The sequence below is a fragment of the Halomonas faecis genome, from assembly GCF_010993975.1.
Lineage (GTDB): Bacteria > Pseudomonadota > Gammaproteobacteria > Pseudomonadales > Halomonadaceae > Halomonas > Halomonas faecis.
The window spans coordinates 211,101-236,387 of the sequence record NZ_JAACZO010000032.1; the positions used below are offsets into that span (position 1 = coordinate 211,101).

Below are 25,287 nucleotides of genomic sequence, written 5' to 3' on the forward strand. Positions count from 1 at the left end.
AATGGCTTGGTTTCCCAAGATCAAGAGCATGCGGGTCGTTCCCGTGGCCGGCTACGACGGCTTCCTGTTGAACCTCAGCGGCGGGCACGCGCCCTGGTTCATCCGCTGCGTGGTCATTCTCGAGGATGATGCCGGGAACCAGGGGGTGGGGGAGATCCCCTCGAGTGACGGCATCCTCAAAGGGCTGGAGCGGTGCCGCTCTTTGGTCGAGGGCTCGTACGTCAACGCCGTCAAGCAGACCCTGAACCGGGCACGCCAGCGTCTGGCCAAGAATGGGCGCGAGGAGCGCGGCCGTCAGACCTTCGACCTGCGGGTGGCGGTTCACGTCATCACCGCCATCGAGTCGGCGCTTTACGACCTCTTCGGCCAGGCCCTGCAGATGCCGGTGGCCGATCTGCTGGGCCAGTACGGTCGCCAGCGTGACGAGGTCGAGGCGCTGGGCTACCTGTTTCTGCTCGGCGACCCGGACAAGACCGACCTGCCGTATCCCAAGGCGGACGCACCGCAGGATGCCTGGGATGAGGTGCGCTACCGCGAGGCCATGACCCCGGATGCCGTCGTCAACCTGGCCAGGGCCGCCTACGACCGCTATGGCTTCAAGGACTTCAAGCTCAAAGGCGGGGTGCTGCGCGGCGAGGAAGAAGCCGATTGCATCCGTGCGCTGCACGAGGCCTTCCCCGAGGCGCGTCTGACCCTCGACCCCAACGGTGCCTGGAAGCTCGACGAGGCGGTGCGCGTGCTGGAGCCGATCAAGCACCTGCTCAGCTATGCCGAGGATCCCTGCGGTCAGGAGGGCGGTTTCTCCGGCCGTGAGACCATGGCCGAGTTCAAGAAGCGTACCGGCCTAGCCACCGCCACCAACATGATCGCCACCGATTGCAAGCAGCTGCAGTACGCCGTACAGCTCAACTCGGTGGACATCCCCCTGGCGGACTGCCATTTCTGGACCATGCAGGGCGCCGTGATGGTCGGCGAGTTGTGCAACGAGTGGGGCATGACCTGGGGCTCGCACAGCAACAACCACTTCGATATCTCGTTGGCGATGATGACCCATGTGGCCGCGGCCTGTCCCGGCAAGATCACGGCCATCGATACCCACTGGATCTGGCAGGATGGGCAGCGTATCACCAAGGAGCCGTTCCCGATTCGCGACGGCAAGCTCGAGGTGCCATCGGCTCCGGGGCTGGGCGTCGAACTGGACGAGGAAAAGCTGATGGAGGCCCACCGCCTCTACCAGAGGCTCGAAGTGACGAGTCGCAACGACGCCATGGCGATGCAGTACCTGATCCCCGGCTGGGAGTTCGATCCCAAGCGTCCGGCGCTGGTGCGTTGAGGGGTAACTGGCTGTTAGACTAAAAGTCATACTTTTTGGGCGTGGCGTCATTGCTTAGCAAGGGGTAGGGAGATGTCGGCAGAGACAGCGGGACTCAAGCTGAACAGGGTGGCGAGGCAAGGCAGCCTTTCCGCCCACGTCGCCGATCAGCTCGAAGCGTTGATCCTCGAAGGCAAGGTCAAGGTGGGTGAAAAACTGCCCACCGAGAGCCAACTGTGCGATTCCTTTGGCGTCAGCCGCACCGTGATCCGTGAGGCGATGACGCATCTCAAGTCCCTGGGCCTGGTGGCGACCCGGCGCGGCGTGGGCACCACGGTGCTGCGTGCCGAGGCCGTCGAGGCGCGTCCGGCAGAGCGCATCAGTTCCACTACGGTAGAGGACATCCTGCACGTCCTCGAGCTGCGCCTGGCCATGGAGCCTGCGGCGGCCGAGCTTGCCGCGCTGCGCCACGATGCCGAGGATCGTCGTCGTCTCGAGGCCACGCATGCCGCCTTCGTTCAGGCTCACGCCGAGCAGAGCCTGGCCAGGGTCGAGGATTACGAGTTCCACCATGCCATTGCTCGGGCCACTCACAACCCCGTCTTCGATCAACTCTACGAGCAGCTCAGTCCCAGTGGCATCCCTCGGGCCAAGCTGCTCAGCATCGATATCAATCCCGCCGCGGCGGCGCGCTATCTGGAACGCGTCCAGGAAGAGCATGCCTACATCCTGGAGGCGATCCTGGCCCGCGATCCCGAGGCGGCCAGGGAGACGATGTTCCAGCACCTCAACAGGTCACGGAACCTCTATCTGCAGTATCAGGAAAACTGAATCCGGCAATCCAAGGAGACAGCATGACCCCACAAGGCACTTCCCTGATTGGCCAGCAAGCCGTTACCGGCGGCCAGGCGGTCATCCGCGCCATCGATCCCTCCACCGGCGAGGCCCTGGCCCCGGACTATCCTGGGCTGGACCACAATGCGGTGGTCCAGGCCTGCGAACTCGCCGAAACGGCCTTCGCCAGCTATCGCGAGTCCTCCCTCGAGGACCGCGCCACCTTCCTCGAGACCGTGGCCAGCGAGATCGAGGCCCTGGGCGATGCCCTGGTCGAGCGTGCCATGGCCGAGACCGGCCTGCCCCAGGCGCGCATCCAGGGCGAGCGCGGCCGCACCTGCGGCCAGTTGCGCCTGTTCGCCTCCGTGGTGCGCGCCGGCGAATGGCTCGACGTGCGCCACGATCCGGCGCTACCCGAGCGCGAGCCCATGCCCCGCGTCGACCTGCGCCAGCGTCATGTTCCGCTCGGCCCCGTCGCCGTATTCGGCGCTTCCAACTTTCCGCTCGCCTTCAGCGTGGCCGGCGGCGACACCGCCTCGGCGCTGGCCGCCGGCTGTCCGGTGATCGTCAAGGCCCACTCCGCCCATCCCGGCACCTCGGAGCTGGTGGGCCGTGCCGTGCAATCGGCAGTGGCCAAGTGCCACCTGCCCGAAGGCGTGTTCTCGCTGCTGTTCGGTTCCGGACGCGAGATCGGCCAGGCGCTGGTCGCCGACCCGCGCATTCAAGCCGTCGGCTTCACCGGCTCCCGCGGTGGCGGCACGGCGCTGATGAAGACCGCCCAGTCGCGCCCGCAGCCGATCCCGGTCTACGCCGAGATGAGCTCCATCAACCCGGTGTTCCTGCTTCCTGAGGCGCTGAAGGCACGCGCCGACCAGATCGCCGAGGGCTTCGTCGGCTCGCTGACCATGGGGGCGGGGCAGTTCTGCACCAATCCCGGCCTGGTGATTGGCGTCAAGGGTCCCGAACTCGACGCCTTCGCCGAGGCTGCCGGCAAGGCGGTCACGGGCAGCGCCGCCCAGACCATGCTCACGCCAGGCATCCACGCCGCCTATGCGGACGCTGTCGGCGCCCTGGCGGCGCACGCCAAGGTGCGGGAAGTGGCCCGCGGTCAGGCTGGCGAGGGCCCGCATCAGTGCCAGGCGGCGCTGTTCGCGGCCAGTGCCGGTGACTTCCTCGCTGACGCGGCGCTCCACGCCGAGGCGTTCGGCGCCGCCTCGCTGATCGTCGAGTGCGACGACCTCGCCCAGATGCGCAGCGTGGCCGAAGCCCTGGAAGGCCAGCTCACCGCCACCCTGCAGATGGACGACGGCGACACGCCAACGGCCAAGTCGCTGCTGCCGATCCTCGAGCGCAAGGCAGGGCGGATTCTCGCCAACGGCTGGCCCACCGGCGTCGAAGTGTGCCACGCCATGGTCCACGGCGGGCCCTACCCGGCCACGTCCGACTCGCGCACCACCTCGGTGGGCAGTGCGGCGATCCACCGCTTCCTGCGCCCGGTATGCTATCAGGCCCTGCCGGCAGGCCTGCTGCCCGAGGCACTTCAGGACGGCAATCCACTGGGCGTGAGCCGGCTGGTGGATGGCAAGCGGGAAATCTAACCAAATCGCCTGGCTGTTCACGGCCAGGCGATGGAAGCTCTTTTGGGCGGCCTTAGGGCCGCCTTTTTCGTGGAAGGTCAGGCAAGGCCGGTCAGCCTGAGCAGGAAGACGCCCGTGCTGATCGTGAATAGCGACGCCAGGGTCGTGATGGCGATGATATTGGCGGTAAGTGCGGCATTGCCGCCCATCGCCTTGACCATCACGAAGCTGGCGGCGGCGGTGGGGCTGGCGAAGAACAGGAACAGCACCCCCAGCTCGCGACCCGAGAAGCCGGTCAGCCAGGCGGCCGTGGTGGCCAGCAGCGGCAGGCTGACCATCTTCATGAAGCTGGCGCCGAGAGCGATGCGTCCCGAGCGCTGAAGGGCGCCTAGCGACAGGGTGGCGCCGATGCAGATCAGCGCCAGGGGCAACGTCAGGGAGGCGAAGTACTCTCCCGATGTCATCAGCCAGCCGGGCAGGCGCCACTCCATGGCGGCTATCGGTACCGCCGCCACCACGGCGAGGATCAGCGGGTTGCGCATGATGTGCGCCGCGATGTGGCGCCAATCGGTGCTTCGATCGTCCTGGTAGCTGGCCAGGACCACGACCGAGAAGGCGTTGTAGGTGACGATCACCACGCCTAGCAGCAGCCCGCCGGTGGAGAGACCGTAGTCGCCGTACATGCCGGCGGCCAGGGCCAGACCGACGATGCCGCAGTTGCCGCGAAAGGCGCCCTGTACGTAGACCCCGCGCTCGATACGCGGTACCCGCAGGATCGCCCAGCCCCAGGCAAGCAGGAAGCTGCCCAGGGTGGCCAGGGCGAAGAAGAGCAGCAGGTGCGGATTGAGCGTGGCGTCCAGGTCGGCGTCGATGATGCTGAGAAAGATCAGCATCGGCAGCGTGCCCTTGAAGACGAGGTACGAGGCCGTGCTGACGAAGGCCTGGTCGATCCACTTCAGTCGTTTCAGAGCGAAGCCGACGAACACCATGGCGAAGACGGGCAGGGTGATCTCCAGCGTCGACTGAAAGACCTCGAGCATGCCCATCAGCGCGCCAGCCACAGGCCGACGACGATCGCGGCGAATACGGTGGCGAAGAACAGGCGGTTGCGCAGACGTGTATCGCGGGGCCGGGGATTGTGATCGGTCACGTTGCTTTCCTGGCGGCTGGCTGGGTTGGTAAACTAGCGTTTGATATGGCTTGCGTTACTGCTGTCGGGATGGTAAACCCGTTAGCCTGCTATCGCCACTGGCGAGAGGTTTTCCCACCATTGGAATCCGTGCCATGCCGTCCTCTCACGATGTTGAGCGTCCCCGCCTGATTTTCGCGCATGCCAACGGTTTTCCCGGCATGAGCTACCGTAGCCTGCTCGAACCGCTTCGCCAGCGTTTCGATGTCCATCCCGTCGACCGGCTCGGCCATCATCCCGACTACCCGGTCGGGCCCAATTGGCTGGCGCTGCGCGACGAGCTGCTCGACCACCTGCCCGCCGGCAACGAGCCGGCCATCGGGGTCGGTCACTCCATGGGTGGAGTGCTGATGGCCATGGCGGCAGAGCGCGCCCCCGATCGCTTCCGCTGCGTGGTGATGCTCGACCCGCCGCTGATGCTGGGGCTCGATGCCTGGGGGATGAAAGTGGCCAAGCGTTTCGGCTTCGTCGACCGCGTAACGCCGGCGGGCAAGACGCGCGGGCGCCGTGCGGTATGGCCCGACCGCGATGCCATGGCCTACTACCTGCGGCGTCGCGGCCTGTTTCGTCGTTTCACCGAGGAGGCGCTGGACGATTACGTTCTTGGCGGCACGCGCCTGGGGCATGACGGCCAGGCGGAGCTGGTCTTCGACCCGGCCGTCGAGGTGGCGATCTTCCGCCACCTGCCCGACCACCTGACTCACTTGCCGCAGCGCTTGCAGGTGCCGTTCGGCATTCTGGCCGGTTGCGACTCGGATCTGATCACCCCCAGACGTCGGCGACGCCTGATGCGCCACGGCATTGCGTTGTCGCAGGTGCCCGGCGGCCACATGTTCCCCATGGAGCATCCCGAGGAGACCCGCGCGTCACTGCTGACGATGCTCGCTGACCTGCAGGAGGCGCCTGATGACTGAGCCAGAATCCCTGCGCCTGGCCGAAGGGCGGCTGGCAGCGTTGGCCTGGGGCGAGCGGGAGGCGCCCACCTGGCTGGCGTTGCATGGATGGCTCGACAATGCGGCGAGCTTCACCCGGCTCGCGCCGTTGCTGGTCGAGCGCCTCGGCATTCGCGTGGTGGCCATCGACTTCGCCGGCCATGGTGAGTCGGCGTATCGCTCCGGCGACTATGCGTTGTGGGACTACTGCCACGATGTCCTGGATGCCGCCGACGAGCTGGGTATCGAGCGTCTCACTCTGCTGGCCCACTCCATGGGCGCCGGTGTGGCCTGTCTCACCGCGTCGGCGCTGCCCGAGCGGGTGATGCGCCTGCTGCTGATCGACGGCCTGGGAGCGCTGACCACGCCTGCAGCCGAGATGCCGGCGCAGTTGCGCAAGGGGCTGGCGGCCGCGCGGCGCCCCCTGTCGCCGCCGCCGCGCTATCCTGATGAAAGGATGGCGGTGGCGGCGCGGGTGGCCGGTGGCGTCACACCCATCGATGCCGAAACCGCCGGGCCACTGGTGAGACGCAACCTCGAGCCGCTGGCGGATGGCCATATGCGGCTGCGCACCGATGGGCGTCTGTTGTGGCCTTCGCCGTTGCGGCTGTCCCCGGAGCAGGCTCGGGCGGTGCTCGAGGCGATTCGCTGCCCGACGCTGTTGATCGAGGGCGAGAATGGCATCCTCGGCGAGCGTTCGGCTGCCATGGCCGCGCGGGCCGCCGTCGACGGGCTGGTTCGCCACGTACTGCCGGGCGGCCACCACTTGCATCTCGAGCCATCGTCAGCACCCATGGTGGCCGAGCGTCTCGCCGAGTGGATAATGGCGCGTGACAGGCAAATGACGTAGCACGGTCGGGAGGAAGCGATGCACGAACGACCCCAACCCGGATCGGGCAAGCGAGTGGCCTTGGTGCTAGGCAGCGGCGGGGCACGTGGTTATGCGCACATCGGTGTGATCGAAGCGCTCGAGGCGCGCGGCTACGAGATCGTGGCGATTTCGGGCTGCTCGATGGGCGCCCTGGTGGGTGGCGTCTATGCGGCCGGCCAGCTTGCGGCCTACCGTGACTGGGTCACCAAGCTCGATTACTTCGACGTGCTCAGGCTGGTCGACGTGACCTGGAGCCCCATGGGGGCGATGCGCGCCAGCAAGGTGATGAACAAGCTCGAATCGCTGATTGGCACCACGCAGATCGAGGCGCTGAGCGTGCCGGTGACCACCGTGGCCACGGACCTGACGCGCCAGCGCGAGGTGTGGTTCCAGAACGGTTCGCTGCTGGAGGCCATTCGCGCCTCCATTGCCGTGCCCGGCGTGATCACCCCGGTGCACCGCGGTGAGCAGGTGCTGGTCGATGGCGGTTTGCTCAATCCGCTGCCCATCACCCCCACGGTGGCGGCTCTCGCCGATTTTGTGCTCGCCGTCAACGTCACGGCGCACAGTCCGCGACCGATCAGCCTCGAGGAGCTGTTGCCCCAGACCCAGGGTCCAGCACCGGCGTCGCGCGATGTGCAGGCCGATGATGCCCCGGGTAGTCTGCAGCTCTCCGGCTGGATGGACGACGTGCGCGACGCCACCCGGCGGCTGATCGACGGGCTGGGCAGTGCCGGTAGCGGTGAGGAAGAGGGCGACGGCCAGACGCGTGGCACCCGTGCCTGGGGGCGCCTGGACATGATTCTCGCCTCTTTCGATATCACCCAGGCCTCGCTGGCCAAGTACAAGATTGCCGGCTATCCGCCCGACGTGCTGATCGAGGTTCCCAAGACGGTATGCGGCGCCTACGAATTCCACCGTGCGAGCGAACTGATCCGGCTCGGTGAGCACCTGGCGCAGGAAGCGCTGGATCGCTTCGAAGGAAGGTCGCACCCCGGCTGGGGCAGCTCGGGAGTGGTGGTCGAACCGGTACCCGGAGATGAGCGGGAAGGCGAGTCTTGACGACCGACGCTCACGCCTGCTGGCCGCGGCGGCGCAACAGCACGTAGACGGCGCCGGTACCGCCATCGGCATCGCGGGCGGAACAGAAGGCGAGCACGCCGGGCCACTCGCGCAGCCAGGCGTTGACGTGACTCTTGATCACCGGATAGTCCGCCGTGGCACCCCAGGCCTTGCCGTGGACCACCAGCACGCAGCGCTGGCGGCGTGCCGCGGCATCGCGCAGGAAACTCTCCAGTTCGTCACGCGCTTCGTCCAGGGTGTAGCCGTGCAGGTCGAGCCCTGCCTCCCAGGCGATGCGGCCGCGCTTGAGCTGGCTGCGAGTGCGCCAGGGGAGATCGGGCAGGGCGAAGTCGAGTGGCTCCGAGGGGCGCACCGCTTCCACGCGGCCGTCGCTGGTGCGGCTGGGGGCAGTGTCATCGGCGGCCGACTCGGCCGCGGCACGCCGTGCGGCGGCCGCTGGGTCCTCGCGGCGTGGGCGACCGGGGTCGGCGCGGTTGCTGTCGATGGGCCGCACGCCGGCATCGCGCAGCGCCTGGCGAAAGGCGCTGACGTCGTCATCGTTCGGAGGGGGGCGGCGGCGGCTCATGCAGGACTCGCGTGACGGTTGGCGGGCTGCCCAGTATAGCGGCCTGGCAGCGGCTGTGAACCGCTTGCCAGCCCGGGTACAATTACAAGCCCCGCCAACCGACCACAGGTACTCTCGTGGCTGATTCTCCTGCCGCCAACGCTTCCACGCTGCAACTCACCGATGGCGAGATTGGCGAATGTCTCGTCACCCTGCGCGATTATCTGCGCTGGGCGGCCAGCGAGTTCACCCTGGCGGGGCTGTTCCATGGCCACGGTACCGACTCACCCTGGGACGAAGCCGTGGCGCTGACGCTCGGCGGGCTACACCTGCCCTGGAACGTCGACCCCGCCGTGCTCGACGCCCGCCTGCTGCCCATGGAGCGCACACGTCTCGTGGCCCTGGTGCGCGAGCGCATCGCCACGCGCCGTCCGCTGCCCTACCTGCTGGGCGAGGCTTTCTTCGCCGGCGTGCCCTTCCACGTCGACGAGCGGGTGCTGATACCGCGCTCGCCCATCGCCGAGTTGATCGAGGATGGCTTTGCTGCCTGGTTCGGCGAGGAGCCGCCGGCCCGGGTCCTCGATCTGTGCACCGGCTCCGGCTGCATCGGCATCGCCACGGCGCTGCACCTGCCGACCTGCGAAGTCGATCTGGCCGACATCAGTGCCGAGGCCCTGGCGGTGGCCAAGCGCAACATCGCTCGCCACGACCTCGGTGCCCGCGTCCGCGCCGTGCTCTCTGACGTCTTCGACGGCCTCGGCGGGCAGCGCTATGACCTGGTCGTTGCCAATCCGCCCTACGTGGACGCCCGAGATCTGGCCACCATGCCTGCCGAGTTCCGCCATGAGCCGACTCTGGCGCTGGGCGCTGGCCCCGATGGGCTGGATATCGTGCGGCGCATCCTGCGCGAGGCGCGTGGGCACTTGAACGATGACGGTGTGCTGATCGTGGAGGTCGGTAATTCCGACCACCATCTGGAGGCCGCCTTCCCCGAAGTGCCCTTCCTGTGGCTCGACTTCGAGCGCGGTGGGCATGGCGTCTTTGCGCTCACTGCCGCGCAGCTCGATGCTCACGCCGAGGCCTTCGCCTGATCCCTGATTTCACCTGCGAGGAACGCCCATGTCCGGCAACACCTTCGGCAAACTGTTCACCGTCACCACCTTCGGCGAGAGCCACGGGCCGGCGCTGGGCGCCATCGTCGACGGCTGCCCGCCGGGGCTGCCGCTCAGCGAGGCGGACCTGCAGCGCGACCTCGATCGTCGCCGCCCCGGCACCTCGCGTCACACCACCCAGCGCCGCGAGCCTGACCGGGTGCGCATTCTCTCCGGCGTCTTCGAGGGCGTGACCACCGGGACTGCCGTCGGTCTGCTCATCGAGAACACCGACCAGCGCTCCAAGGACTACTCGGAGATCAAGGACCGTTTCCGCCCGGCCCACGCCGATTACAGCTACCATCACAAGTACGGGATTCGCGACTACCGCGGCGGCGGGCGTTCCAGCGCCCGCGAGACCGCCATGCGCGTCGCCGCGGGTGCCATCGCCAAACGCTACCTAGCCGCTCAGGGAATCACGGTACGCGGCTACATGAGCCAGCTCGGGCCCATCGCCATCGACTTCAAGACGTGGGAGGCGGTGGACGCGAATCCCTTCTTCTGTCCCGACCCGCAAAAGGTGCCGGAGCTCGAAGCGTTCATGGACCAGCTGCGCCGCGACCAGGACTCGGTGGGGGCCAGGATCAGCGTGGTGGCCGAGGGGCTGCCGCCGGGGCTCGGCGAACCGGTGTTCGACCGCCTCGACGCCGAACTGGCCCACGGGCTGATGAGCATCAACGCCGTCAAGGGGGTGGAGATCGGCGCCGGCTTCGCGGCGGTGGCACAGCGCGGCAGCGAACACCGTGACGAGATGACCCCGCAAGGCTTTCTCTCCAATCACGCTGGCGGCGTGCTGGGCGGCATCTCCTCGGGGCAGCCGCTGATCGCCCATCTGGCGCTCAAGCCTACCTCCAGCATCACCGTGCCGGGGCGCTCCATCGATGTGCACGGCAATCCCGTCGAGGTCGTGACCAAGGGCCGTCACGATCCCTGCGTCGGCATCCGCGCCACGCCCATCGCCGAGGCAATGATGGCGCTCACGCTGATGGATCACCTACTTCGCCACCGGGCGCAGAATGCCGGCGTTCAGGTGAGTACGCCGGTGCTGCGCTGAGCGATGGGCGGTTCATGGCTGCTACACTGAAGTCACACTCAAGGTGAGGTTCGTCATGAAGATCAACGTCGAGTTCGACCTGACCCCCGAGGAATTCCGTCGTGCTCTGGGCCTGCCGGACGTCGAAGCCTTCCAGCAGGAGCTGCTCGACCGGATCCAGAAACAGATGGAGTCCGGCGTGGAAGGCTACGATCCCATGAGTCTGATGCAGCCCTTCCTGCAGCAGCCGGGCATGCCGCAGGGCCTCTCTCAAGGGCTCTCTCAAGGGTTGGCGAGCTTCGGCACCTATCAGCAGATGATGCTCGACATGCTTCGCAAGGCCGGCAGTCAGGCCAGTCGCGGCAACGAAGACGACGCTGCCGCCAAAGAGAATGCGGGGAGCCGCACCGGCGCCGAGAGCAAGAGCGGCACTGCGTCCTCCGCGAGTGCTTCGTCTCGCTCGCGGCGCAGCCAATGAGTGGCTGAGGCGAAGTATCGCTTGCAAGGCATGGCAAGGAGAACTACGCTTTGTGCAGTGCAGCATGGCGATGGTGCCGAGGCTGCGCGCCTTGCGTTCCCGCTTGACAGGAGGATATCCCCATGCAAGACAAGATGATCGACAGCTTCAACCAGCAGTCTCGTCAGTTCTTCGAGCCCATGCGCCGGCTCAACTCCCTGATGCTCGGCAACATGGAGAAGATGACCGAGTATCAGTTGGAAGCCATGAAGCGCTACAGCCAGATGGGCACCGAGCGCATGCGGACCGCCACCGAAATTCAGGATGCGGATGACTTGCGCGAGTTCGGTGCCAAGCAGGCCGAAATGATGAACGAGCTCTCCCAGCAGATGATGGAAGATGCCAAGGCGCTCAGCGAAATGAGCATGGCCTTCAAGAGCGAGCTGGAGCAGATGTTCACCGAAGCCGGTCAGCAGATGACCGAGCAGGCGCGCCAAGCCGGCGAGAGCGTCAAGAGCGCCGCGCAACCCAAGTCCGAGGCTCCGGCCAAGGCGACCAGCCAGTCGTCTCGCAGTCAGTCTTCCGGCAAGAGCTGAGCCTGCGGAACGCACGCAGCGCGTGCGGTTTCCTCCTCGCCGGTGCCCAGCCGATTTCGCGCCGGCTGGGTTGGCAGGGGAGTACGGTATGGCACCAGTGGTGTCGTTGAGTCGTCAGTGAAGCGCAGGAGGGGCTATGCAGCCAGGGTTGGAAGGTCCATCACAGGCCGAGTTGGAAGAGTGGAATACGCAGCTGCAGGAGATCGGTGAGCAGTACCAGGCCTTGATGCAGGAACTGTTCGAGCAGAGAGCTCCGGATGCGGCCGCCGATTCCATCCAGGCCGACATTCGCGATGCCTTTCAAGCGGCGGCCGAGTCGCTGATGCGCAATCCTCAACGGCTCTGGGAAACCCAGGCGCGTCTCGTGCAGGATCAGTTCCAGCTTTGGCAGCAAGGGTGGCGTGCACTGGCCGGCGAGTCGGTCGAGCCCCTCGTGACGCCGGCCAAGGGCGACCGCCGATTCAAGGACGAGGCCTGGCATAGCGACCCCTACTACCAGGCGATCATGCAGCAGTACCTGCTGTTCGCCCATGCCGTGGATGAACTCGTCGACGACCTCGACGGCCTGCCCGAGCAGCAGAAGCGCAACCTCGCCTTCTACTCCCGACAGATGGTCAATGCCATGGCGCCGACCAATTTCATTACCACCAACCCCGAGGTGATGCGGCGCACGATGGAGACCCGCGGGCAGAATCTGGTGGAAGGGCTCGAGCGGCTGCGCACGGATCTGGCCAATTCCGCTGACGGTCTCAACGTGACCATGACCGACCGCAGCGCTTTCGAGGTGGGCAAGAACATTGCCGTGACGCCGGGGCACGTGGTCTACGAGAACGAACTGATCCAGTTGATCCAGTATGCACCGAGCACCGAGACGGTATTCAAGACGCCTCTGCTGGTGGTGCCGCCGTGGATCAACAAGTACTACATCCTCGACCTGCGCGAAGACAACTCCTTCGTCAAGTGGCTAGTCGACCAGGGGCATACCGTATTTCTGATCTCCTGGCGCAACCCCGGCCCCGAACAGCGCGACCTGACCTGGGCCGACTACCTGCAAATGGGCCCCATCGACGCCATGGGGGCCATCGAGCAGGCTACCGGCGAGAAATCGGTCAACCTGCTCAGCTACTGCATCGGCGGTACGCTGGCGGCCTCTACCCTGGCCTACCTCACCAGCACCCGACGCGGGCGCAAGGTCAAGTCGGTGACTTACATGGCCACCCTGCAGGATTTCCGCGACCCTGGCGAACTCGGCGTGCTGCTCAGCGAGCCGGTGCTCGAGGGCATCGAGGCCAAGATGGAGCAGGACGGCTATTTGGACGGCCGCTCCATGGCCTACACTTTCAACCTGCTGCGTGAGAACGACCTCTTCTGGTCCTTCTATGTGAGCAACTATCTGAAGGGCGAGACACCCGCCGCCTTCGACCTGCTCTACTGGAACACCGACGGCACCAATCTGCCGGCCGGCACCCACGCCTGGTACCTGCGCCACATGTATCTGGAAAATCGCCTGGTGGAGCCGGATGGCATCGAGCTCGACGGGGTCAAGATCGACCTACGCAAGATCTCCACGCCGAGCTACTTCATCTCCACTCGCGACGATCACATCGCCAAATGGAACAGCACCTACTACGGGGCTTTGTTGCCGAAGGGGCCCGCGACCTTCGTGTTGGGTGGATCCGGCCATATCGCCGGCATCGTCAACCCGCCGCACAAGGACAAGTACGGCTACTGGACCAACGACGAGCTGCCCGACGACCACGAGGCGTGGCTGGCCGGTGCCGAGTATCACGAGGGCTCGTGGTGGCCGCACTGGCAGGCGTGGATGACCGGCAATGGCTACGCTGACCCGCAGAAAATGGTACCGGCTCGCCAGCCGGGCGACGGCGAACTGCCGTTGCTGGAGGAGGCGCCGGGCCGCTACGTCAAGACGACCATTCCCGAGGTGCTGGGAGAGACTGCCACCTCCTCGGAGGGCTGACTCGCTTCGTTCGCGACATCCTGGCCATTGGCAAAAGCCCCGCGATGACGGGGCTTTTGCCGTCCTGGGCGAGGTGCGTTCCATGGCCGCCCGACTCCCCTCGGAGTACACCCGCCCCTGCGTCGGCGTTGGCCTGCAGAAGAGCGCTGCCGTCTTCCGACGAAAGAAAGGATTGCCGACCAACCAAGCGTTCGCTAGGGTTGAGCGGTATTCCCACCAACAATCACCTGCAGGAGCCTGCCATGAGCGAGAAACTGATCGAAGTGGTCGACGACGCTGGCGTCGTGCGCCTGACCATCGCCCGCCCCAAGGCGCTGAATGCGTTGAACAGTGCCGTGCTCGCCGAGCTCGAAGGCGTGCTCACCGAACTGGAAGGCCGCGATGACCTGCGCGCCGTGCTGATTACCGGTGCGGGCGAAAAGTCGTTCGTGGCCGGCGCCGACATCGCCGAGATGCGTGAGAAGACCCCCGAGGAAGCCCGCGCCTTCGCCAGCCAGGCGTTGCGTACCATCAAGCGGCTCGAGACGCTTCCGGTGCCGGTGGTCGCCCTGGTGAACGGGTTTTGTCTTGGCGGCGGCTGCGAACTGGCACTGGCCTGCGACTGGGCGGTAGCCAGCGACAATGCCGTGTTCGGCCAGCCCGAGGTGCTGCTGGGGGTGATTCCCGGCTTCGGTGGTACCCAGCGCCTGCCGCGCCGTGTCGGCCCCGCCATGGCGCTCGATCTGTGCACCACCGGTCGCAAGATCGACGCCCAGGAAGCCCTGCGCATCGGTCTGGTCAATCGCGTGATGCCCCAGGCCGAACTCGAGGCCTACGCCGAGGAACTCGCCCAGCAGCTGGGTGGCAACGGCCCCCAGGCGGTACGTGCCGCCAAGCAGGCGGTGCACGACGGCATGGATCAGGACCTCGACAGCGCCCTGGCATTGGAGACGGCACTGTTCGCCTTCTGTTTTGCCGGCGAGGAGCAGAGCGAAGGCATGAGCGCCTTCGTCGAGAAGCGCAAGCCGAATTTCTGAACCGTTAGCGGTTATCTCGAAACGACGCGGCCGTGGCGGCAATGCCACGGCCGTATTCGTTGCACAAGTAGACTTATGGCTAATCGCGTGCGCAAACGTTTGCGTCCTACGCTGAGACGAGTCCCACAGCTCGAGATCGTGTCGCTCCATGAAACGCCGAGGCCTGCTCAACGCGCCCCTTTCCAGGCTCATTGCCGAGCTTGGCCATACCGACATGCTGGTGATTGCCGATGCCGGATTGCCGATCCCCCCGGGCGTGCCCAGGGTCGATCTGGCACTGCGTCCCGGTCTGCCGGGATTCCTCGAGGTCTTCGATGTCCTGGCCGACGAGTTGTGTGTCGAAGGGGTGACCCTGGCCCAGGAAATTCGCGAGGCGAATTCAGGGCTGCATGACCAGGTCGAGCAGCGACTGGTGGCACTCGAACGTCGCGACGGTCAGTCGCTGGCGCGTGATTTCGTGTCCCACGACGCGTTCAAGCGCCTGCTGCCTTCGGCGCGTGCCGTGATCCGCACCGGGGAGTGTTCCCCTTACGCCAACATTGCCCTGCACAGTGGAGTCGCGTTTTGAGCCTGGCCACGCATGACAGCACTGCCCGGTCCGAAGCCGCCGAACCGCTGATGGTGCTCCAGGGCATCGGCAAGTCCTTCGGCGGGGTTGCGGTACTGGAAGACGTCGACTTCTCCCTGTTTTCCGGCCGGGTGCTGGGGCTGGCCGGGGAAAACGGCGCCGGCAAGTCGACCCTGATGAAAGTGCTCAGCGGGGTTCACCAGGCCGATGCCGGCACATTGACGCTGCGCGGTCGTGCCGTGCGCTTCGTCACGCCGCGCCAGGCGATGGATGCCGGCATCGCCATCATCCACCAGGAGCTCAACCTGGTGCCGACTCTTTCCGCGGGCGAGAACATCTTTCTGGGTCGCGAGCCGCTCAGGTGGGGTCGCATCGACTGGAAGCGTCTGTTCCGCCGGGCTGGCGAGCTTCTCGAGTCCCTGGAGCAATCGACCGATCCGCGGACTCCGGTGGCGCGGCTGAGCATCGGGCAGCAGCAAATGGTCGAGATCGCCCGAGCGCTGTCGCTGGATGCCGAGATCATCGTCATGGACGAACCCACCGATGCATTGACCGACGTCGAGACCGCCGTTCTCGAGCGGGTGGTGCGTACCCTGAGAGGGGCCGGCAAGTCGCTGGTGCTGATCACCCATCGGCTGGCCGAGATCTTCCGTATGTGCGACGACGTCGCCGTCCTGCGCGATGGCCGTCTGGTTCACCAGGGGCCCACGGCGAGTTCCAGCGAGGACCAGCTGATTCAACGCATGGTCGGACGCGAACTCGCCGATCGCTATCCCTACGAACCGCCTCGCCTGGGTGAGACGGTGCTCGAGGTGAAGGATATGGTAGCCCCGGGCGTGCAGGGCGTGACGTTCTCGGCGCGTGCCGGCGAAGTGCTGGGGTTCGGTGGCCTGATGGGAGCCGGGCGAACCGAAATGTGCCGCGCCTTGTGCGGCGACGTGCCACGCGAATCGGGCGAAGTCAGGATTCATGGCCGCGGCGTGCGCTTTACCTCGCCCGGGCAAGGGCTGGGGGCCGGCTTGGTGTATGTGCCCGAGGATCGCAAGCAGTCGGGCCTGGTGCTCGACCACTCGGTGGCCGACAACATGTCACTGACCGCGCTACCGGCGTTTTGCGGGCCGCTGGGCATCATACGGCACGCCCGTGCAAGGGCGGCCGTCGATCACTACATCGAGGCGTTTCGCATCAAGCTCAACGATCCGCAACAGCGCGTTCAGACCTTATCGGGCGGCAACCAGCAGAAGGTTTCGCTGGCCAAGGCGCTGATGAGCGAGCCCGAGGTGGTGATTCTCGACGAGCCCACCCGAGGCGTCGATGTGGGTGCCAAACGCGAGATTTATCTGCTCATCAATCGACTGAAACGCCAAGGCAAGTGCGTGCTGCTGATCTCTTCCGAAATGCCCGAGCTGATGGGGCTGTCCGATCGCATCGTCGTGCTGGCCAATGGCCGCGTCAGCGGTGAGTTTCTGCGTGACGATGCAACCCAGGAAAAGATCATGACCGCTCGGTTCGGGGGTGAGAACCGCCAATGCCAGTGACGTGCCGGTGATCACCCTGGATCGCAGCGCCAATAGCGGCACCATCGTCTCGCACATTGCTTCCGACAACGTCGCGGGTGGCGAACTGGCCGCCGAGTTCATCATCGAACGACTCGGTGGGGAAGGGCAGGTGGTACAGCTGGAGGGCGTGCCTGGCGCCTCGGCCACGCGTGATCGTGGCGAGGGCTTCATGGCGGGTATTGAAGGCGCGACCGACATCGAGCTGGTGGCCACCCAGCCGGCTAACTTCAACCGTAGCGAAGGCCTCGATGTCATGGAGAATCTGCTGCAGGCGCATGACGGCATCGATGCGGTATTCGCCCAGAACGACGAGATGGCGCTGGGGGCCCAGCGTGCCCTTCAAGCCGGCGGCCTGGATGAGGTGGTACTGGTGGGCTTCGATGGCACCGACGATGGCATTCAGGCGGTGAAGGACGGCAAGATGGCCGCAACCATTGCCCAGCAGCCGGCGCGGATCGGCGAGCTGGGGGTTACCACCGCCGACCGGCTGCTCAAAGGCGAAAGCGTCGAGTCCAATGTGCCCGTGCCGCTGCAGCTGATCACCGAGGAGTGAGCGGACCCTATCCATGATTCGCCTCAAGGATGTGGCGCGAGACGCTGGCGTTTCCGTCACTACGGTGTCGCACGTGGTCAATGGCACCCGCCGCGTTGCACCCGCCACCATGGCGCGGGTGCAGCGTGCGATCGCCGAACTGGGCTATCGACCCGACAGCATCGCTCGGGCATTGAAGTCGAATCGCAGCCATACCCTTGGCATGATCGTCACGGCGGCCAACAATCCGTTCTTTGCCGAGATCATTCGTGGTGTCGAAGACCGCTGTTTCGCCAATGGCTACAGTCTGGTGCTGTGCAACACCGACGATGCCGACGCCAAGCAGTTGACCTACCTGCAGACCCTGCGCGACAAGCGCGTCGATGGCCTGATCGTGATGACCGCGCACAGCGGCGCCGACTTTCTGGCCGCACTGGCGCGTCAGCCGCTGCCCACCGTGTTGATGGATGCCGATCCGGCTGGTGCTCACGACATTGCCGTGGTCAACGACGACTCGCGCCTTGGCGCACGGTTGGCCATCGAGCACCTGCTCTCGCGAGGGCTGCGCGACATTGCCCTGCTCACCGGGCCGGATTCGCACCCCCGTTCCCGCGAGCGCCTGGCCGGTGCCCGCGAAGCGCTCGACGAGGCGGGCATCGTGCTACCCGGCTCGAAGATCGTTGCCACCAACCTTCTCGCCGATGGCGGCCATCGGGCCATGCAGGCGCTGTTGCAGACGCGCTCATGCCCCCAGGCGCTGTTCGCCTTCAACGACCTGGTCGCCATCGGTGCCATGCGCGCGGCACGCGAGCATGGCCTTTCCCTGCCCGATGATCTCTCGGTGGTGGGCTACGATGACATCGAACTGGGACGTTACTTCACCCCGGCGCTGACCACCGTTCACCAGCCAATCTATGAGCTGGGTGACATGGCGGTCACCCAACTGATCGAGCGTCTCGAGCATGGGCGCCCGCTCCAGCGGACGTTGCAGCTGGCGCCGCGGCTGGTGGTGCGCGAATCCGTCCGTTGAGACCGCCTTGCCGAGCCGCAGCATCCCTGGCTAAGGTGTCGGCTTGCGCTGAACCCGGCGCAGCCGAATCAGCCGCGTGGTGATGGCGGTGCCCACCAGGGTGATCGCCATGCCGGCGAGCACCTGCAGGCTGAGGCGCTCGCCGAGCAGCACGAAGCCCCATGCCAGCGCGCTCACCGGTACCAGGAAGGTGACGGTGGAGGTTGCCGTGGCGCCGGCACTGGCGATCAGGCCGAAGTAGAGCAGGAAGGCCGCGGTGGTGCTGAGCACCGCCAAAGCCAGGCCGTTGGCCCAGGCCAGGCCGCTGATCGGTTCGGCGGGCCACAGCATCAGCCCCGGCACCAGCAGGATCAGCGCCGACATGGCGGTGCTGCCGGCGGCCAGCACCCGCACCGGAAGGTGAGAGAGATGGGTCTTGGAGTAGTTACCGGCAATGCCATAGCAGAAGGTGGCGCCCAGCACGGCGAGGATGAACCAGCCATCGCCGCCCAGAGCGAAGTCGAGCCGGTCCGCCGAGAGCACGTAGACGCCGAACAGCGCCAGGGCCAGGCCCAGATATTGTTGGCGCCGGATCGGCGTGGCGAAGAACAGCGCACCGAGCAGGGCGGTGAAAATCGGCGTGGTGGCGTTGATCAGCGACGTGAACCCCGCTTCCAGCCGCGTGGTGGCCAATGCTAGCAACGAAAAGGGCAGCACGTGGTTGATCAGCCCCAACACGAACAGGCGACCCTTGTTCTCCCATGCCAGCTGGAAGTAGCGCACGCCGAGCAGCAGCGGCACCAGCAGCAGCGCCCCCACCCCCATGCGTACCAGGATCAGCGACACGGGCCCGAACTCGGGCACGGCCACGCGCATGAAGATGAACGAGAGCCCCCACAGCGAGGAAAGCAGCAGCAGGCGTAGGGTATCGGCCGGAGACATCCAGTGTCCTTGTCGTCATCAGGGGGAGGACGCAAAGGGTAAGACTCCCGCCTTGGAATAGGAAGAGGCTCGTGGTAAGGCACGGTGGGCGGAGAGTGAGAGACGCTTGATCGAGATCAAGCGCAGGGTGGTTCGACTCTGTGCTATAGCTTAGAGGCATTTCTCCCTCGTCCATCAGGAGTTCTCCCATGCCCACCATGATGAAGGCCGCCATCTTCGTCGAGCCCGGGCGCATCGAGATCGACGACAAGCCGCTGCCCGACATCGGCCCCAACGATGCGCTGATCCGCGTGACCACCACCACCATCTGCGGTACCGACGTGCACATCCTCAAGGGCGAATACCCGGTGGAAAGGGGACTCACCATCGGCCACGAGCCGGTGGGCGTCATCGAGAAACTCGGCGCCAACGTGCAGGGCTACGCTGAAGGGCAGCGGGTGATCGCCGGGGCGATCTGCCCGAGCTTCACCTCCTACGCCTGCCAGGACGGCTGCAGCGCTCAGGACGGCGGCCACCATGGCCACGGCTACAAGCCCATGGGCGGCTGGCGCTTCGGCAACACCATCGACGGGGCCCAGGCCGAATACCTGCGCGTGCCGGATGCCCAGGCCAATCTCTCGCCGGTCCCCGATGCTCTCACTGACGAGCAGGTACTGATGTGCCCGGACATCATGTCCACCGGCTTCGCCGGCGCCGAATCGGCCAACATCAAGATCGGCGATACGGTGGCCGTCTTCGCCCAGGGCCCCATCGGACTGTGCGCCACTGCCGGTGCCCGGCTGCGTGGGGCAGGCCTGATCATCGCCGTGGATGGCGTCGACGAGCGCCTGGAAATGGCCCGCAAGATGGGGGCCGACATCGTGATCGATTTCCGCCAGGTGGACGTGGTCTCCGAGATCCTCAAGCTCACCGGCGGGCGCGGTGTCGATGCCTCCATCGAGGCGCTGGGCCTGCAGAGCACCTTCGAGAACGCCCTGCGGGTGCTCAAGCCCGGCGGCACCCTGTCTAGCCTCGGCGTCTACTCCGAGAACCTGACCATCCCGCTGGATGCCTTCAGCGCCGGTCTGGGCGACAACCGCATCGTCACCTCGCTGTGCCCCGGCGGCAAGGAACGCATGCGCCGGCTGATGCAGATCATCGACAGCGGTCGCCTCGACCTCGGCCCCATGGTCACCCATCGCTACCCGCTGGCTCGGATCGTCGAGGCCTACGACCTCTTCTCCCATCAGCGCGACGGCGTGCTCAAGGTCGCGCTCGAGGTGTCGTGACGCCAAGCGGACAACGCAGCGGGCGGCACCCGTCGCTTGTTGCGTTGGCGTTGCGCATCGGTCGATCAGCGGCCAGCGATAGGGGGTATCTAGGCACTGTCGGCCAGTCTTTCGAGGTCAGCCACGACCGCTTCCATCGGGTCGCTGTCGCGTATCAGCACGCGCGCCTCCCCGCGTTCATCGAAGCCGAATACGGCACTGGAGTGCGACACTGCGTAGTTGCCATCGTTGTCGGCTTCGCCATACCCGTAGGTGACGCGATAACGACGCGTCAGTGCATCGAGAGCCGCCCGATCCCCGGTGAGGCCGATGAACCTGGCGCCAAAGGATTCGGTGTAGGCGCGCAGCGTCTGGGGGTCATCGCGGCGTGGGTCTACCGAGACGAACAGCACCTGGATGTCGTTGCGCGCCGACTCATCCAGGCGACCGATGGCGGCTTCGAGGCGGCTGAGGGTGGCCGGGCAGACGTCAGGGCAGTGGGTAAAGCCGAAGAACAGCAGGGTGCTCTTGCCGAGGTATTGGTCGGCCTCCACATCGCGCCCGTTCTCGTCGACCAGTTCGAATTCCAGAGGAGGCATCAGACCGGAGATGTCCTTGGTCTGCCAGGCCGGCTCACCACAGCCTGCCAGCCAGAGCGAGGCGACTGCCGTCACGATCCATCGGTGCATCCTGATTCTCCTGCTGTCTCGGGGGGAGCGGCGCGCAAGGCGGCGCTCGATGGCTGCCTGCGGGCAAGGAGCCGGATCGCTTCGACTCCGTCGCCGCTGGCGATGCGAACTAGCGAGTGACGTGAGAGACATGCGCGGCATCCTCATGACGGGCCTGATGGAAAAGAAAACCGAGAACGATCAAGATTCCAATGACACTCATCATCGAGGCCGGAATCCAGGTTAACAGACCGCCGATGCGCTGATCGTCCAGAGCGGCCAGAGGCCAGGCGCGGCCGCAAACCTCGTAGACATCGAAGACCACGTCCTGGCTAAATGTGATATAGGCACCCAAGAGGATCTGCGGCGGAATGACCGCCAGCAGAATCACGATCCGCTTGCCATAGCCCAGTCCTCCCCGTTGCGGCGTGCGGCGATCGAGAACCAGCCACCAGAAGAGCAGACCATCCAGCGCCATGCTCCAGTTCATCGCCTGGTAGAGGTCCGCACTGAGCATGGCGTCGAAATGGATCTCGGGCACCAGCCAGAAATAGATCAGCCCGACGAACAGCACCGGGGCGACGAAAGGATGCTGAAGCAACCGATAGACGGGGCGTGACAAGGCGATTGCCGATCCCTTGCCCGGCATGTGTCGGATGCATGCCGGCAAGCCGTCGGCCAGAATCGGCAATGGGGCGGACAGCGCGATCAGGAAGGGCGCGGCGTGATGCAGTACCAGATGCTGGGCGCGATGGGCAAAGAACATGTACTGGGAGAGATAGTCGTAATGCGTCTGGGTGACGGCATAGATCGAAACGATACCCAGCAGGTAGGCCACGACTCGTCCCACTCCCGGCACCAGGTCGCTACGCCATCGCCGTCGCAGGCCTCGCAGGTAGAGCGCGACCGCGAGTAGGCAAGCCAAAAACCAGATGGGCGAGAATTCCCACGGCAACAGGTAGCCAAGAACAATGTCGATGTCGATAGCAGCCCTCCCAGGAATCGCCGTGCCTCTGATGATCCTAAAACCGGCGTGCCGCTGGCAAGGTCGAGCGCTATTGCATGATCGAGGCACTCTGGGATCGTCGGTTGCTTGGCTTGGCTGAGTCCGTGCGTCCGGCGCATTACCTCAGTACTCTGGAAAAGGCAGCCTGAGTGTGTCTGTCTGGTACACTCGCCATTATCAGTAGCAACCATTGGAGTGCAGATGGCATCGGAATTGAGCGAATTCGAAGAGAACATGCAGCGCGAGATCGATGCGTTTCTCAAGCCCGACAAGCGCAAGCCACGTCAGCCGGGCCGTGGTGCGGCAGCGCCTAGCCAGCCGGCCAAGAGCACTGCCGAGCCGGTGGAGTCCGCCGAGACGATGAAGACCGGTCACCGGGTCAAGCTGGCGGTTCGCAAGCGTCAGCTCGACGTGGATACCGTCTTCGAGCATCGCTCGACCAGCATCTCCAAGCTCGAAGCCCAGCTGGAAGCCGAGAAGGCTGCCAAGCGGGCGGGCTATCCCATCATCGGCTACCTTATCGACATTCAGCGGCTGTAAGTGCCGTAGCCTTCATAGCCTTCAACACGACTGGCTTTCGTCAGGGAAATGACATCATGAAAACCATCGGCCTGCTCGGCGGCATGAGCTGGGAGTCCACGCAGAGCTACTATCGTGCCCTCAACGAGGGCGTGAAAGCGGCACTGGGCGGGCTGCATTCGGCGAAGATCGCCATGGTCAGCGTCGATTTCGCCGAAATCGAGACACTGCAGCATCAGGGGCGCTGGGAAGAAACCGGGGCGATGCTGAGCCGTGCCGCGCAGCAGGTCGAGCGAGCTGGGGCGGATTTCCTGGTGATCGCCACCAACACCATGCACAAGGTGGCGCCGCAGATCGAAGCGGCCATCGACATCCCGTTGCTGCACATCGCCGATGCCACCGCCCAGCGCCTGGCCGCCGATGGCCTGCGTCGCGTGGGGCTGCTGGGCACGCGTTTCACCATGGAGCAGCCGTTCTACAAGGAGCGATTGGTCGAGCGCTTCGGCATCGAGGTGCTGGTGCCGGACGAGTCCCAGCGCGAGACGGTGCATCGCGTCATCTACGAGGAGCTCTGTCAGGGCCGCATCGAGCCGGCATCGCAGGCAGAGTATCTGGGCGTCATCGACGGGCTGCACGAGCGCGGGGCCGAGGCGGTGATCCTCGGCTGTACCGAGATCGCCTTGCTGGTGCAGCAGGACGACACGGCAGTGCCGCTCTATGACACCACAGCGCTGCATGCGGCCCGGGCCGTCGAGTGCGCCCTGGAAGCGTGAAGACCCGTCTTCCGCCACGATGTCAGCGGCAGGGAGTCCACCATGCACATCTCCGAACTCAACATCTATCCGGTCAAGTCGCTGCGCGGCATTGCCCTGGAGCAGGCCGAACTCGGCGTGCGCGGCCTGGCCTTCGACCGTCACTGGATGATAGTGGACGACGTCGGGCGCTTCGTGACCCAGCGCCAACTTCCCGCCATGGCGCAAGTGAGCGTTCATTTGACGGCCGAGCGTCTGGAGTTGCACCACACCGATGCAGCGACGCTTCGCATCGAGCTGGCGCGCGACGACCAGCCATCGTTGACGGCCTATGTCTGGGAGGATCGCTGCCGGGCGCTGGATGAGGGCGCCGAGGCGGCACGCTGGCTCACCGACGTGCTGGGCGACGTCAAGGGCAGCGGTCTGCGCCTGGTGCGCTTCCCTCTGGAGGAACAGCGTGCCGTGGACGCCCGCTATCAGCGCGGGGAGGGGGCGCATACTGCCTTCGCCGACGGCTTCCCGTTCCTGATCACCAACGACGCCTCGTTGGCAGCCGTCAACGCCACCCTGGCGCAGAAGGGGCTCGACCCGGTACCCATGAGCCGCTTTCGTCCCAATGTCGTGGTCGCCGAGGCCGAGGCGTTCGCCGAGAACGGCTGGGATGCGCTGCATGGAGCCGGTGAGCGCTTTCGCCTGGGGTTGCGCAAGGCGTGTCAGCGCTGCAAGATCACCACCGTCGACCAGCTCAGCGGTGAGATCCGCGTGCCCGGCGAGCCTTTGCGCACCCTGGTGGAAATGAGCGCTCACTTCGGCAAGCCGGGCGGTTACTTCGGCCAGAATGCCACGCTGCTGGCAGGCGCAGGAGAGACCTTGCGCGTAGGCGAGTCTCTCACCGCATCCGATTGAGCCATGCGCGAGGCGTTCGAGCGCTACCAGGTCGTCGTCTATCTCGTCGCCATCGTTGTCGGCCTGGTGGTGGGCGCTCGCTCACCGGCGACGGCCGAACTCCTGGGGGCTCTCATCTGGCCGCTACTGGGTGTGCTGCTCTATGCCACTTTCACTCAGGTGCCGCTGATTCGGCTGCGCTATGGGTTGGCGAACGCTCGCTTTCTTGCGCCAGCCGTACTGGGCAACTTCGCGGCAATTCCGCTCATCGTCTGGGGCCTGGTGCAGTGGTTGCCCGATGAGCCGGGGCTGCGTCTCGGGGTGGTGCTGGTACTGCTGCTGCCCTGCACTGATTGGTTTCTCTCCTTCACTCACCTGGGCGGCGGCGACACTTCCACGGCCATCGCCTTCACGCCGCTGAGCCTGTTGCTGCAGCTCGCTCTGCTACCGCTCTACCTGTGGCTATTCCTGGGGCAAGCCACGCTGGCGGGAGTGGCCCAGCGGGAACTGCTGCTGGCCTTCGGCGGCTTGATCGTGGTGCCGCTACTGCTGGCCTTTGCCACCGAACGCTGGGCGAAGGACGTCGTGTCTCGCCAGCGGTGCGTCGAGGCGCTGGGCTGGTTGCCGGTACCGCTGCTGGCCCTGGTGCTTTGCGTGGTGGCCGCGGGACAGCTCGAGACGCTGTCGACGACGCCCGGCATCCTGTTGCGCCTGCTGCCGCTCTATGCGGCGTTTCTGGCACTAGCGGCGGGCCTGGCCTGGCTGATGAGCCGCGCCTTCGATCTGCCGGTGGCCCAAGGGCGGGTGCTGGCCTTCAGCTTCGGATCGCGCAATTCCTTCGTGGTACTGCCGCTGGCCCTGGCACTGCCAGCCGGCTTCGACATTGCCGTGGTGGTGGTGGTCTTCCAGTCGCTGGTAGAACTCGTCGGCATGCTGGTTTTCCTGCACGTAGTGCCGCGCTGGCTGTTTCCTGGATCGACGTCAACATGATGCGCTGCAATATCGACTAGGCTGACCAATAGTCGAC

The 25,287-nt window shown here is 65.7% G+C and carries 26 protein-coding genes; 21 read left to right on the forward strand and 5 right to left on the reverse strand.

The features are described from left to right. The first annotated feature begins 1 nt into the window (after position 1). From GFD32_RS12795 to GFD32_RS12805, 3 genes are all read left to right on the forward strand, one after another. Positions 2-1,333 (forward strand): enolase C-terminal domain-like protein, encoded by a 1,332-nt coding sequence (locus GFD32_RS12795; protein WP_163577070.1) that lies wholly within the window; start codon positions 2-4, stop codon positions 1,331-1,333. A gap of 72 nt (positions 1,334-1,405) precedes the next feature. Then, positions 1,406-2,143 (forward strand): FadR/GntR family transcriptional regulator, encoded by a 738-nt coding sequence (locus GFD32_RS12800; RefSeq protein WP_163576999.1) that lies wholly within the window; start codon positions 1,406-1,408, stop codon positions 2,141-2,143. Positions 2,144-2,166: 23 nt separating this feature from the next. Beyond that, complete coding sequence (locus tag GFD32_RS12805; RefSeq protein ID WP_163577000.1) at positions 2,167-3,744, forward strand: aldehyde dehydrogenase (NADP(+)); 1,578 nt, start codon at positions 2,167-2,169, stop codon at positions 3,742-3,744. A gap of 77 nt (positions 3,745-3,821) precedes the next feature. Here GFD32_RS12805 and GFD32_RS12810 read toward each other — a convergent pair whose 3' ends face one another. After that, positions 3,822-4,769, reverse strand: a complete 948-nt coding sequence (locus GFD32_RS12810; protein ID WP_163577001.1) for an AEC family transporter — start codon at positions 4,767-4,769, stop codon at positions 3,822-3,824. Between the two features lie 238 nt (positions 4,770-5,007). Between GFD32_RS12810 and GFD32_RS12815 the strand changes: the two genes are divergently transcribed. From GFD32_RS12815 to GFD32_RS12825, 3 genes are read left to right on the forward strand one after another with little or no spacing between them, the layout of a single operon-like run. After that, positions 5,008-5,826, forward strand: a complete 819-nt coding sequence (locus tag GFD32_RS12815; RefSeq protein ID WP_163577002.1) for an alpha/beta fold hydrolase — start codon at positions 5,008-5,010, stop codon at positions 5,824-5,826. Beyond that, positions 5,819-6,694: an alpha/beta fold hydrolase gene (locus tag GFD32_RS12820; protein ID WP_163577003.1), complete on the forward strand. Its 876-nt coding sequence runs from the start codon at positions 5,819-5,821 to the stop codon at positions 6,692-6,694. The genes GFD32_RS12815 and GFD32_RS12820 overlap by 8 nt, the downstream gene beginning before the upstream one ends. An 18-nt stretch (positions 6,695-6,712) precedes the next feature. Next, positions 6,713-7,777: a patatin-like phospholipase family protein gene (locus tag GFD32_RS12825; protein WP_163577004.1), complete on the forward strand. Its 1,065-nt coding sequence runs from the start codon at positions 6,713-6,715 to the stop codon at positions 7,775-7,777. 10 nt (positions 7,778-7,787) lie between these two features. Here the strand turns inward: GFD32_RS12825 and GFD32_RS12830 are convergent, their stop codons facing one another. Then, positions 7,788-8,363 carry a Smr/MutS family protein gene (locus GFD32_RS12830; RefSeq protein WP_163577005.1) on the reverse strand — a complete coding sequence of 192 codons (576 nt, stop codon included), beginning with the start codon at positions 8,361-8,363 and terminating at the stop codon, positions 7,788-7,790. Between the two features lie 116 nt (positions 8,364-8,479). Here GFD32_RS12830 and prmB point away from each other — a divergent pair, with 116 nt between their 5' ends. The 10 genes from prmB (at position 8,480) to GFD32_RS12880 (ending at position 18,262) form a co-directional block, all read left to right on the forward strand. Then, on the forward strand, positions 8,480-9,433 hold the full coding sequence (prmB, locus tag GFD32_RS12835) for a 50S ribosomal protein L3 N(5)-glutamine methyltransferase (protein WP_163577006.1): 954 nt from the start codon (positions 8,480-8,482) through the stop codon (positions 9,431-9,433). A 28-nt stretch (positions 9,434-9,461) separates the two neighbouring features. Further along, complete coding sequence (aroC, locus tag GFD32_RS12840; RefSeq protein ID WP_163577007.1) at positions 9,462-10,547, forward strand: chorismate synthase; 1,086 nt, start codon at positions 9,462-9,464, stop codon at positions 10,545-10,547. Positions 10,548-10,602: 55 nt separating this feature from the next. Beyond that, entirely contained in the window at positions 10,603-11,004 is a 402-nt protein-coding gene (locus GFD32_RS12845; RefSeq protein ID WP_163577008.1) for a DUF6489 family protein, read from the forward strand. Positions 11,005-11,126: 122 nt separating this feature from the next. Continuing rightward, positions 11,127-11,579, forward strand: coding sequence for a phasin family protein (locus tag GFD32_RS12850; protein WP_163577009.1), 453 nt, complete (start codon positions 11,127-11,129; stop codon positions 11,577-11,579). 136 nt (positions 11,580-11,715) lie between these two features. Beyond that, positions 11,716-13,557, forward strand: coding sequence for a class I poly(R)-hydroxyalkanoic acid synthase (gene phaC / locus GFD32_RS12855; RefSeq protein WP_163577010.1), 1,842 nt, complete (start codon positions 11,716-11,718; stop codon positions 13,555-13,557). Positions 13,558-13,799: 242 nt separating this feature from the next. Continuing rightward, complete coding sequence (locus GFD32_RS12860) at positions 13,800-14,573, forward strand: enoyl-CoA hydratase-related protein (protein WP_163577011.1); 774 nt, start codon at positions 13,800-13,802, stop codon at positions 14,571-14,573. Positions 14,574-14,721: 148 nt separating this feature from the next. After that, entirely contained in the window at positions 14,722-15,141 is a 420-nt protein-coding gene (rbsD, locus tag GFD32_RS12865; RefSeq protein ID WP_163577012.1) for a D-ribose pyranase, read from the forward strand. After that, entirely contained in the window at positions 15,138-16,679 is a 1,542-nt protein-coding gene (locus GFD32_RS12870) for a sugar ABC transporter ATP-binding protein (RefSeq protein WP_240455640.1), read from the forward strand. Before rbsD ends, GFD32_RS12870 begins: the two co-directional genes overlap by 4 nt. After that, positions 16,657-17,253, forward strand: a complete 597-nt coding sequence (locus GFD32_RS12875; protein WP_163577013.1) for a substrate-binding domain-containing protein — start codon at positions 16,657-16,659, stop codon at positions 17,251-17,253. Before GFD32_RS12870 ends, GFD32_RS12875 begins: the two co-directional genes overlap by 23 nt. Positions 17,254-17,266: 13 nt before the next feature. Next, positions 17,267-18,262 (forward strand): LacI family DNA-binding transcriptional regulator, encoded by a 996-nt coding sequence (locus GFD32_RS12880; RefSeq protein WP_163577014.1) that lies wholly within the window; start codon positions 17,267-17,269, stop codon positions 18,260-18,262. A 30-nt stretch (positions 18,263-18,292) separates the two neighbouring features. Here the strand turns inward: GFD32_RS12880 and GFD32_RS12885 are convergent, their stop codons facing one another. Further along, positions 18,293-19,183 (reverse strand): DMT family transporter, encoded by an 891-nt coding sequence (locus GFD32_RS12885; RefSeq protein WP_163577015.1) that lies wholly within the window; start codon positions 19,181-19,183, stop codon positions 18,293-18,295. 188 nt (positions 19,184-19,371) lie between these two features. Between GFD32_RS12885 and GFD32_RS12890 the strand changes: the two genes are divergently transcribed. Continuing rightward, entirely contained in the window at positions 19,372-20,451 is a 1,080-nt protein-coding gene (locus GFD32_RS12890) for an NAD(P)-dependent alcohol dehydrogenase (protein ID WP_163577016.1), read from the forward strand. A gap of 89 nt (positions 20,452-20,540) precedes the next feature. On the opposite strand, the gene GFD32_RS12895 is transcribed toward GFD32_RS12890, so the two are convergent. Both GFD32_RS12895 and GFD32_RS12900 read right to left on the reverse strand, forming a co-directional pair. Then, positions 20,541-21,119 (reverse strand): SCO family protein, encoded by a 579-nt coding sequence (locus tag GFD32_RS12895; protein ID WP_163577017.1) that lies wholly within the window; start codon positions 21,117-21,119, stop codon positions 20,541-20,543. A 109-nt stretch (positions 21,120-21,228) separates the two neighbouring features. Further along, complete coding sequence (locus GFD32_RS12900) at positions 21,229-22,053, reverse strand: cytochrome c oxidase assembly protein (protein WP_276208807.1); 825 nt, start codon at positions 22,051-22,053, stop codon at positions 21,229-21,231. A 252-nt stretch (positions 22,054-22,305) separates the two neighbouring features. On the opposite strand from GFD32_RS12900, the gene GFD32_RS12905 reads away from it, so the two are divergent. Genes GFD32_RS12905 through GFD32_RS12920 form a run of 4 tightly spaced genes read left to right on the forward strand, consistent with a single transcriptional unit; the run spans position 22,306 to position 25,250 of the window. Then, entirely contained in the window at positions 22,306-22,644 is a 339-nt protein-coding gene (locus tag GFD32_RS12905) for a hypothetical protein (RefSeq protein WP_163577018.1), read from the forward strand. 56 nt (positions 22,645-22,700) lie between these two features. Next, the gene (locus GFD32_RS12910) at positions 22,701-23,396 is read left to right on the forward strand and encodes an aspartate/glutamate racemase family protein (RefSeq protein ID WP_163577019.1); all 696 of its coding nucleotides are present in this window, start codon (positions 22,701-22,703) and stop codon (positions 23,394-23,396) included. A gap of 42 nt (positions 23,397-23,438) precedes the next feature. Continuing rightward, positions 23,439-24,281, forward strand: coding sequence for an MOSC domain-containing protein (locus GFD32_RS12915; protein WP_163577020.1), 843 nt, complete (start codon positions 23,439-23,441; stop codon positions 24,279-24,281). Between the two features lie 3 nt (positions 24,282-24,284). After that, positions 24,285-25,250, forward strand: coding sequence for an arsenic resistance protein (locus GFD32_RS12920; protein WP_163577021.1), 966 nt, complete (start codon positions 24,285-24,287; stop codon positions 25,248-25,250). Positions 25,251-25,287 lie beyond the last annotated feature (37 nt).

Bases quoted from the DNA above. Each gene is read 5' to 3' on its own strand.
- GFD32_RS12795 (WP_163577070.1), top strand. From the start codon at position 2: ATGGCTTGGTTTCCCAAGATCAAGAGCATGCGGGTCGTTCCCGTGGCC.
- GFD32_RS12800 (WP_163576999.1), top strand. From the start codon at position 1,406: ATGTCGGCAGAGACAGCGGGACTCAAGCTGAACAGGGTGGCGAGGCAA.
- GFD32_RS12805 (WP_163577000.1), top strand. From the start codon at position 2,167: ATGACCCCACAAGGCACTTCCCTGATTGGCCAGCAAGCCGTTACCGGC.
- GFD32_RS12810 (WP_163577001.1), bottom strand. From the start codon at position 4,769: ATGGGCATGCTCGAGGTCTTTCAGTCGACGCTGGAGATCACCCTGCCC.
- GFD32_RS12815 (WP_163577002.1), top strand. From the start codon at position 5,008: ATGCCGTCCTCTCACGATGTTGAGCGTCCCCGCCTGATTTTCGCGCAT.
- GFD32_RS12820 (WP_163577003.1), top strand. From the start codon at position 5,819: ATGACTGAGCCAGAATCCCTGCGCCTGGCCGAAGGGCGGCTGGCAGCG.
- GFD32_RS12825 (WP_163577004.1), top strand. From the start codon at position 6,713: ATGCACGAACGACCCCAACCCGGATCGGGCAAGCGAGTGGCCTTGGTG.
- GFD32_RS12830 (WP_163577005.1), bottom strand. From the start codon at position 8,363: ATGAGCCGCCGCCGCCCCCCTCCGAACGATGACGACGTCAGCGCCTTT.
- aroC (WP_163577007.1), top strand. From the start codon at position 9,462: ATGTCCGGCAACACCTTCGGCAAACTGTTCACCGTCACCACCTTCGGC.
- GFD32_RS12845 (WP_163577008.1), top strand. From the start codon at position 10,603: ATGAAGATCAACGTCGAGTTCGACCTGACCCCCGAGGAATTCCGTCGT.
- GFD32_RS12850 (WP_163577009.1), top strand. From the start codon at position 11,127: ATGCAAGACAAGATGATCGACAGCTTCAACCAGCAGTCTCGTCAGTTC.
- phaC (WP_163577010.1), top strand. From the start codon at position 11,716: ATGCAGCCAGGGTTGGAAGGTCCATCACAGGCCGAGTTGGAAGAGTGG.
- GFD32_RS12860 (WP_163577011.1), top strand. From the start codon at position 13,800: ATGAGCGAGAAACTGATCGAAGTGGTCGACGACGCTGGCGTCGTGCGC.
- rbsD (WP_163577012.1), top strand. From the start codon at position 14,722: ATGAAACGCCGAGGCCTGCTCAACGCGCCCCTTTCCAGGCTCATTGCC.
- GFD32_RS12880 (WP_163577014.1), top strand. From the start codon at position 17,267: ATGATTCGCCTCAAGGATGTGGCGCGAGACGCTGGCGTTTCCGTCACT.
- GFD32_RS12885 (WP_163577015.1), bottom strand. From the start codon at position 19,183: ATGTCTCCGGCCGATACCCTACGCCTGCTGCTGCTTTCCTCGCTGTGG.
- GFD32_RS12890 (WP_163577016.1), top strand. From the start codon at position 19,372: ATGCCCACCATGATGAAGGCCGCCATCTTCGTCGAGCCCGGGCGCATC.
- GFD32_RS12895 (WP_163577017.1), bottom strand. From the start codon at position 21,119: ATGCACCGATGGATCGTGACGGCAGTCGCCTCGCTCTGGCTGGCAGGC.
- GFD32_RS12905 (WP_163577018.1), top strand. From the start codon at position 22,306: ATGGCATCGGAATTGAGCGAATTCGAAGAGAACATGCAGCGCGAGATC.
- GFD32_RS12910 (WP_163577019.1), top strand. From the start codon at position 22,701: ATGAAAACCATCGGCCTGCTCGGCGGCATGAGCTGGGAGTCCACGCAG.
- GFD32_RS12915 (WP_163577020.1), top strand. From the start codon at position 23,439: ATGCACATCTCCGAACTCAACATCTATCCGGTCAAGTCGCTGCGCGGC.
- GFD32_RS12920 (WP_163577021.1), top strand. From the start codon at position 24,285: ATGCGCGAGGCGTTCGAGCGCTACCAGGTCGTCGTCTATCTCGTCGCC.